This window comes from Streptomyces sp. NPDC055078 (genome assembly GCF_053607985.1).
Map to the genome: position 1 here is coordinate 1 of NZ_JBSGUP010000473.1, position 6,437 is coordinate 6,437.

General features: G+C 71.2%; 6 protein-coding genes. All 6 read left to right on the top strand.

The window, feature by feature from the left end:
• Window positions 1-326: 326 nt before the first annotated feature.
• Window positions 327-2,510 (top strand): acyl-CoA dehydrogenase, encoded by a 2,184-nt coding sequence (locus ACWF94_RS29590; protein ID WP_453495139.1) that lies wholly within the window; start codon window positions 327-329, stop codon window positions 2,508-2,510.
• Window positions 2,511-2,803: 293 nt separating this feature from the next.
• Window positions 2,804-4,000 carry a CaiB/BaiF CoA transferase family protein gene (locus tag ACWF94_RS29595; protein WP_453495142.1) on the top strand — a complete coding sequence of 399 codons (1,197 nt, stop codon included), beginning with the start codon at window positions 2,804-2,806 and terminating at the stop codon, window positions 3,998-4,000.
• A 16-nt stretch (window positions 4,001-4,016) separates the two neighbouring features.
• Window positions 4,017-4,559: an FAS1-like dehydratase domain-containing protein gene (locus ACWF94_RS29600; protein ID WP_453495145.1), complete on the top strand. Its 543-nt coding sequence runs from the start codon at window positions 4,017-4,019 to the stop codon at window positions 4,557-4,559.
• Window positions 4,556-4,969 (top strand): acyl dehydratase, encoded by a 414-nt coding sequence (locus ACWF94_RS29605; protein ID WP_453495148.1) that lies wholly within the window; start codon window positions 4,556-4,558, stop codon window positions 4,967-4,969. The genes ACWF94_RS29600 and ACWF94_RS29605 overlap by 4 nt, the downstream gene beginning before the upstream one ends.
• Window positions 4,966-6,153, top strand: coding sequence for an acyl-CoA dehydrogenase family protein (locus ACWF94_RS29610; RefSeq protein ID WP_453495150.1), 1,188 nt, complete (start codon window positions 4,966-4,968; stop codon window positions 6,151-6,153). The genes ACWF94_RS29605 and ACWF94_RS29610 overlap by 4 nt, the downstream gene beginning before the upstream one ends.
• Window positions 6,150-6,437 (top strand): acyclic terpene utilization AtuA family protein (locus ACWF94_RS29615; RefSeq protein WP_453495153.1); only part of this gene is annotated, 288 nt, incomplete at its 3' end. The genes ACWF94_RS29610 and ACWF94_RS29615, both read left to right, overlap by 4 nt.

Consider the following 6,437-nt stretch of genomic DNA (forward strand, 5'->3'; position numbering starts at 1 on the left):
GACGCCGTGGCTGCGGCGTCCGCCACGCGAGCCGGCTGTGGACGGGTGCCGAGGTGGCCCGCGTCGGGGCGGCCGTTGCTGCTCCGTGGCCGGCCGGTGTGCGGGACGGAACCGTCCCGCACACACAGCGTGTGTATCCGCCCGGCCCCCCGCGCCGCGCACGCGGCCCCGCCCTGCTCCAGACCTGTTTCATCACCCAAATCCCCTCTTGATCCGACATCAACTCTTGACCCCGAATCGGGGGCGCGGCTAGCGTGCCGCAATATCGGACGGAAATCGTCAGTATTTCCCGGCCAGTCATCGGCCGGTCCATCAAGGAGGACGGCATGGCCATCCCCATCACTGCCGACGGACACGAACTCCAGTCCGTCGCACGTGACTTCCTCGACAAGAACGGCGTCCGGGCCGAAGGCAGGGAACTGCTGGACCGTGACGGCGGAGGCGTCACCCCCGAGCCGTCACCGCGCTTCTGGGGCCGGCTCGCCCCGCTCGGCTGGCTGGGCGTCCATCTGCCGGAGAAGCACGGCGGAGGCGGCGCCGGGATCGCCGAACTCGTCGCGCTGACAGAGGAGTTCGGCCGTTCGGTCGCCCCCGGACCCTATCTGCCCACGGTGCTGGCCTCGGCCGTCATCGCGTCCCACGGCGACGAGGCGCTCAACGCGGCCCGCCTGCCCTCACTCGCCGACGGCACGGTGCGCGGCGCATGCGGCCTCGGCGGCACTCTCAGCCGCTCGGACCGGCGTGTCAGCGGCGACGCCGGGGCCGTTCTCGGCGGTGGTCAGGCTGAACTTCTGCTGCTGCGCTGTGGAGACGATCTCGTACTGGTCGAGTCCGCGGCGCCCGGAGTCCGTGTCGAGGTCCCCGCCAACGTCGACCGTGGCCTGCGTGCGGCCCGGGTGCGGCTGGACGATGTGCCGATCGCCGAAGACGGACTGCTCACCGGCGCCGTCCCGATGGCGCTGGCCCTGCACCGCACCCTGCTCGCCGCGGACGCGGTCGGCGGAGCGCGGCAGTGCCTGGACGACGCCGTCGCCCACGCGAAGGTGCGCGAGCAGTTCGGCCGTACGATCGGCACCTTCCAGGCGGTCAAGCACCACTGCGCCGACATGCTGGTGGAGACCGAACTCGCCACCGCGAGCGTCTGGGACGCCGCCCGCGCCGCGACCGGAGACCCGCGGGCCTTCGAACTCGCCGCCGCCGTCGCCGCCGTCACGGCGAACCGCGCCTACGCGCACAACGCCCGCCTCGCCATTCAGGTGCTCGGCGGGATCGGCTTCACCTGGGAGCACGACGCGCATCTGCTGCTGCGCCGCTCGATCGCCCTGGAGGCGATGAGCGAGCCGGGGACCGCGGCGGCGGATGTGGTGCGGCTCCGCTCCGACGGCGTACGCCGGGACCCCCGGGTCACCCTGCCGGCCGACGTGGAGGCGTGCCGCGAGGACATCCGCGCCGCCGCCCGTGAGATCGCCGCCCTGCCGCAGGAGCGGCGGGCCGCCGCCCTGGTGGAGCGCGGATACACCATGCCGCACTATCCCGAGCCCTGGGGGCTGGCCGCGTCACCGGGCCTCCAGATGCTCATCGACGAGGAACTCGCCGCCGCCGGCCTCGCCACACCGGAGACCGGAGTCACCGACTGGGTGATGGCCACGCTCCTCCAGCACGGCACGGAGGAGCAGAACGACCGGTGGCTGCCGCCCGCCCTGGCGGGCGGGACGACCTGGTGCCAGCTCTTCAGCGAACCCGGTGCGGGCTCGGACGCCGCGGCGGTCTCGACCCGGGCCACCCGGGTCGAGAAGGGGTGGATCGTCACCGGCCAGAAGGTGTGGACCACCCACGCCCGGACCGCCGCCTTCGGCCTGGCCACCGTGCGCACGGACCCCGCCGCGGCCAAGCACGCCGGACTCACCATGCTGGCGGTCGACATGAACGCCCCCGGGGTGGAGGTCCGGCCGCTGCGGCAGATCACCGGAGGGTCCACCTTCAACGAGGTCTTCCTCACCGATGTCTTCGTACCCGACGAGGATGTCGTCGGCCCGGTGGGCGAGGGCTGGCGGGTGGCCCGCGCCACGTTCGGCAATGAGCGCCTGACCCTCGGCAACGGCAGGACGGACGACCTCCGGGTCGAGGACGAACTGCTGGCCCTGCACGAGCGCGGCGGGCGTCCCGTGGACCTCGTCATCCGGCTGGGCGGCCTCCTCGCGCGGGGCCAGGCCGCACGCCTCCTGGGTCTGCGCCGCGCCGAACGCGCCGTGGCCGGCACCGAACCGGGACCGGAGGGCAACGTCACCAAACTGGTGCGCTCCCAGCGGCTCCAGGAGGCGGCGGATCTCCAACTCGCCCATCTCGGCGCGGAATCGGCCCTGGCGGCGGAGGGTACGGAGGGCGCGGTGGCCGTGCAGCGGGTGCTGGACTTCCGCCGCACATCGATCGCCGGCGGAACCTCGGAGATCACCCGCAACCAGATCGCCGAGCGCATCCTCGGCCTGCCCCGCGACCCGCTCATCCGCTGAGCCGCCGAGGACCGTTGACCAGCCGCCCCGCGGCGTCTACGCTCGCCCAGAGCGAGGGTATATCCGTACGAGCGTACGGATATACGCACCACAAAGAAGGGGCCGCGTCGGAGGCCACTGCCGGGAGCCTGCGGCGGCGGCCTCGGGCGCTGGACCTTCCCCCCGTACACCGAGACCGCCCTCACCGGCAGGGAGGCGGCGGATCCCGGAGCCCGGGCCTCCCCGCCGGCGCCCCGGCCGTACGACATCGAGCCCCGGCTCACCGTCCCCATCCGAAGAAAGGGAGGCTGTCCATGACGAAGGCGTTCGAGCGCATCAAGGTCCTGGAACTCGGCCACGTCTACAACGGTCCGTACTGCGGACTCCTGCTGAGCCAGCTGGGCGCCGAGGTGATCAAGGTCGAGCCGCCCGAGGGCGAACGGCTCCGCTTCCGCTCGGTGGACTCGGTCGAGACGCACGAGTTCCTGATGCTCAACTCCAGTAAGCGCAGCGTCGTCATCGACCTCAAGACCGGGGACGGCAAGCGGGTACTGCTCGATCTGGTCGACCGGGTCGACGTCGTGGTGGAGAATTTCGGGCCCGGTGCCATGGACCGGCTGGGGCTGTCGCCCGCATCGCTGATGGCCCGCAACCCGCGGCTGGTCTACGCCGCGGGCAAGGGATACGGCCTGAGCGGTCCCTACGCGGCGCAAGCCGCGATGGACATCACCGTCCAGGCCATGTCCGGCACCATCTCCACCACCGGCGACCCGGACGGCCCGCCGATGAAGACGGGACCCGCCTTCATCGACTTCTCCGGCGGAGTGCACCTCTTCGCCGGTGTCGCCGCCGCGCTGTACCAACGGGAGATCACGGGCCGCGGTCAGCTGGTGGAGGTGTCGATGCACGACACGGTCTACCCGGCGCTGGCCTCCTCCCTCGGCGGGCTGTACAACGAACCCGACCGCCGGCTTCCCGAACGCACCGGGAACCGGCACACCGGTCTCGCCTCGGCCCCCTACAACGTGTACGCCGCCACCGACGGGTGGATCGCGATCATCGCCACCACCGAGCGGCACTTCGCCCGCGTCGCGGCGGCCATCGGAAAGCCGGAGCTGACGGACGACCCGCGCTTTCTCGACCGGTTCCTCAGGATCCGCAACATCGACGCGCTGGACGCGGAGATCGAGAGCTGGACATCCGCCCGCGGACGGGACGCCATCGTGAAGGAACTGGTACGCCGTGAAGTGCCGTGCGCCCCCGTACGCACCCTCCGCGAGGTCGCCGAGGACCCGCACCTGATCGAGCGCGGCATGATCCGCACGGTCACCCACCCCAAGAGGGGCACGGTCCGCGTGCCCGGATGCCCCATCCGGCTCTCCCGCTCGGAACCCGGCGACCCCACCGTCGCTCCTCCGCTCGGCGCGTCGACCGACGCCGTACTCACCGACCTGTGCCACTACGACCCCGACCGCATCGACCGGCTGCGCCGGGCAGGCGCGGTCAGCTGACAGGAGGCCGGCCGAGATGCCGAAGACCACACTGGACCCGGCGACCCCGCTCGGGCGCTACTACGAACAGATGAAGAAGCGCGAGGGCGAACGCTCCACCCGCCGCCTGGGCCGGGTCGAAGCGGTCACCATCGCCCGGTACGCGCGGGCCATCGGGGCCGGCGACCCGATCCACTTCGACCCCGACGCCGCGCGGGCACAGGGCTTCCCCGATGTCGTCGCGCCCGCCAACATGCTCGTCGCGATCGCCGAATGGGGCGCGGGCGAACCGGAATCCGCCCTCGGCCGGGACGGGGTCCCCCTTCTCGCGGCGGACGACGCCGGGGCCGAACTGCGCGCCATGGGCGCGGGCGAGGAGATGGAGTTCGTGGCCCCCGTCGTGGCCGGTACCGAACTCGTCCGGGACGAGATCCAGGAATCCGTCGTCGCCAAGGACACCCGCGGCGGTCCCTGCGTCTTCGTCAGCACCGACCTCGTCTTCCGCACGCCCGACGGCGAGGTGTTCATGCGCAGCCGCAAGACCGTCGTACGGCGCAACCCCGTGGAGGAGACCCGATGACCGGCCGACTCGACGTCGGGGACGAGTTCCCCGCACTCGTGCACATTCCCACCCCCCTCCAGCTCTTCCGCTACAGCGCGGTCACCTGGAACTCACACCGCATCCACTACGAGGACCGCCACGCGCACCACGAAGGCCACGCCGGCGTACTGACCCACTCCCATCTGCGAGCCGCCCTCGCACTCCGCTGCATCACCGAATTCCTGGGCACCGACTGGCGGCTGGAACACGTCTCCTACCGCGTCCGCAAGACCGCCACCGCGGGCCTGGAGCTCACCTACGGAGCACGTGTGACCGAACGCTCGGGAGACACGGCGACGCTCGACATCCGCGAAACCCACCCCGACGGCACAGTCGGCGTGGAGGGAACCGCCGTCGTCCGGCGCACCGAGGAGAAAGTGAACCGATGATCGACTTTGAACCCGACGAGGAGCAGGCGGCACTGGCACACACCGTGCGCGAGTTCGTCCGCAAGGAGATCCTCCCGCTGGAGCTCGAACTCCCGGCGGACTCCGGGGCACTTCCCCGGGACGAGCGCGCGCGGCTGATCGAGAAGACCAAGCAGATGGGGCTCTACAACTGGAACGTCCCGGCCGAGTTCGGCGGACCGGGCATCGACGTGGTGACCCGCTGTCTTCTCGCCATGGAGATGTCCCAGCACCGGGCCGGACTCTACGCCCCGTGTTACGGAGTCTTCGGCGGCATCGGCGGCGCCCAGCTGTACGACGCCGGGGACGACCTCAAGGAGCGCTACCTCTACCCGACCCTGCGCGGCGAGATCAAGGGCTTCTTCGCGCTGACCGAGCCCTCCGGCGGTTCGGATCCGGCACGGGCCGTCCGTACCCGGGCCGTCCGTGACGGCGACGACTGGATCATCAACGGCACCAAGCTGTGGATCTCCGGTGCCCACCAGGCCGACTACGGCATCGTGTTCGCCCGCACCGGCGACGGACGCGGCGGGCTGACCTGCTTCGTGGTGGACAAAGACACCCCCGGTTTCACCGTGAGCCGGGTCATTCCCACCCTGCGCAAGGTGGCGGAGCCGACCGAACTGTCCTTCGACAACGTACGCGTGCCGGACACCAACCGGGTCGGTCCGGTGGGCGGCGGCTTCACCGTGGCATCCGGACGGCTGATGGAACTGCGCGTCCCCTACGCCGCGGGCTGCCTCGGTCCCGCGATCGTCGCGCAGCGGATGGCGCTGGAGTACGCCAAGATCCGCACCACCTTCGGCAAGAAGCTCGCGGAACAGCAGGCCATCCAGTGGATGCTGGTGGACAACGAGATGGACCTCCGCTCGGCGAGGCTGCTGATGCTCGACGCGGCGGCGAAGGTGGACCGAGGAGAGCCGGCCCGCGACGCCATCGCCATCGCCAAGATCACCTCGTCGGAGGCCGCCGGCCGCATCGTCGACCGCGCGATCCAGATCCACGGCGCCCTCGGTGTCGCCGCTGAACTGCCGCTGGAGCGCTGGTACCGAGAGCTGCGCATCCGCCGTATCGGAGAAGGCCCCAACGAGGTACAGCGGCTGGTCGTCGCCAGGGAACTGCTCGGCGACATCGCCCGCGCCGGAACCGGAAAGGAAGCGTCATGACCCGCCCCAACCGCCCGGTCCGGATCGCCAACTGTTCGGCCTACTACGGCGACCGCGCCACGGCGCTGGCCGAGGTCGTCTGCGGCGGACCCGTCGACGTGGTCACCGGCGACTATCTCGCCGAGGCCACCATGCTGGTGCTGTCGAAGACCCGGATGAAGGATCCCACCGCCGGGTACGCACGGACCTTCACCTCCCAACTGGAGCCGGTGATCGGGGAGATCGCCGAACGCGGCATCAAGGTCGTGGTCAACGCCGGCGGCCTCAACCCCGCGGGCCTCGCC